This window comes from Treponema sp. R6D11 (assembly GCF_054786075.1).
In genome coordinates this window covers 1-1,369 of record NZ_BDHD01000338.1, presented here as the reverse complement: position 1 = coordinate 1,369, position 1,369 = coordinate 1, and the positions used below count along the sequence as shown (strand labels likewise).

The 1,369-nt window shown below is 45.3% G+C and carries 1 protein-coding gene and 2 pseudogenes; all 3 read left to right on the top strand.

Going from position 1 to position 1,369, the window contains the following annotated elements:
• Positions 1-26 precede the first annotated feature (26 nt).
• Positions 27-209, top strand: coding sequence for a 50S ribosomal protein L30 (rpmD, locus tag ACYVTD_RS12900; protein ID WP_461248147.1), 183 nt, complete (start codon positions 27-29; stop codon positions 207-209).
• A pseudogene (gene rplO / locus ACYVTD_RS12895) lies at positions 209-481 on the top strand (50S ribosomal protein L15); the annotation flags it as partial. The gene rpmD and the pseudogene rplO, both read left to right, overlap by 1 nt.
• Before the next feature lie 52 nt (positions 482-533).
• Positions 534-1,369: pseudogene (secY, locus tag ACYVTD_RS12890) on the top strand (preprotein translocase subunit SecY); the annotation flags it as partial.

Sequence of the window (1,369 nt, the reverse complement as noted above, 5' to 3'; positions counted from 1 at the left end):
ATCCCTGAGTGAGCTGTGGGGTTGATATGGCGAAAATAAAAATCAGTCTTGTACGCAGTACAATCGGCGTTTTGCCGAAACATCGAGCTACAGTCCGTTCTCTTGGGCTTCGTAAAATCGGCTCCAGTACTGTGCAGGAAAAAAACCCGGCTGTTTTGGGAATGGTAAAAGCAGTCTCTCATTTAGTATCAGTAGAGGATGTTAAATAATGGCACACGATTATGATTTGCACGCCCCTGTAGGCGCAAACAAGAAAAAAAGAATAATTGGTCGAGGTCAAGGTTCCGGTCGCGGAACTACAGCCGGAAAAGGCAACAAAGGTCAGCAAGCCCGTTCAGGCGGAAAGACTTATGTCGGCTTTGAAGGCGGACAGATGCCTTTGTACAGACGACTTGCCCACAGAGGCTTTTCCAATTATCCGTTTAAGCAGGAATGGCAGATTGTCAATCTTGGCGAAATTGAAAAGCGATATGAAGCAGGCTATTTCACGCAGTGTAAATAATCTTCTGTTTATCAGTATGGGAGCGTTTACGTTAATTGCCATGCTAACTGTTACAACGGGGACAATGTTCCTTATGTGGATGGGCGAGCAGATAACAAAGCGCGGTCTTGGCAACGGAATATCGCTGTTAATCTTTGCGGGTATCGTAGCGCGGCTTCCCCATGCTGTTTACGAATTAATAGATATGATGAGGAAGGGAACTCTTAACCCTGTATTTGTCGTTATCGTTTTTGTAATGTTTATTGCCGTAGTCGCGCTGGTTGTACTTGAACAGCAGGGGCAGCGAAAAATACCTGTAAATTACGCAAAGCGCGTTGTCGGCAGAAAAATGTACGGGGCGCAGAATACTTATATTCCGTTTAAAATTAATCCTTCGGGAGTAATACCGGTCATCTTTGCATCGTCAATCTTGATGTTCCCCTTGCAAATCGCCCAAACTGTCGGCGGTAATGTGCCATGGCTTGCAAAAGCGGCGCAAATGTTAAGCCCAAGAGGAACGCTTTACAACATATTGTATGTGCTTTTAATTATTTTCTTTGCCTATTTCTATACGCAGGTCTCGCTTAACCCCATAGAAATAGCCAAACAGATTCGGGAAAACGGCGGTTCCATTCCCGGGATTAGGTCGGAGAAGATAGAAGAGTATCTTACCAGAATCCTAAACCGCATTGTGCTTCCCGGTTCTTTGTATTTAGCCCTGATAGCGGTCATTCCGACCTTTATCCAGTGGGCGTTCAAGTTTCCAACGTCAATTTCGTACCTTATGGGCGGTACTTCATTGCTCATTATGGTCGGTGTTGGTCTGGATACCATGAGTCAGCTTGAGGGATTGCTTAAAATGCACCATCATGAGGGTTTGGTCAAGCG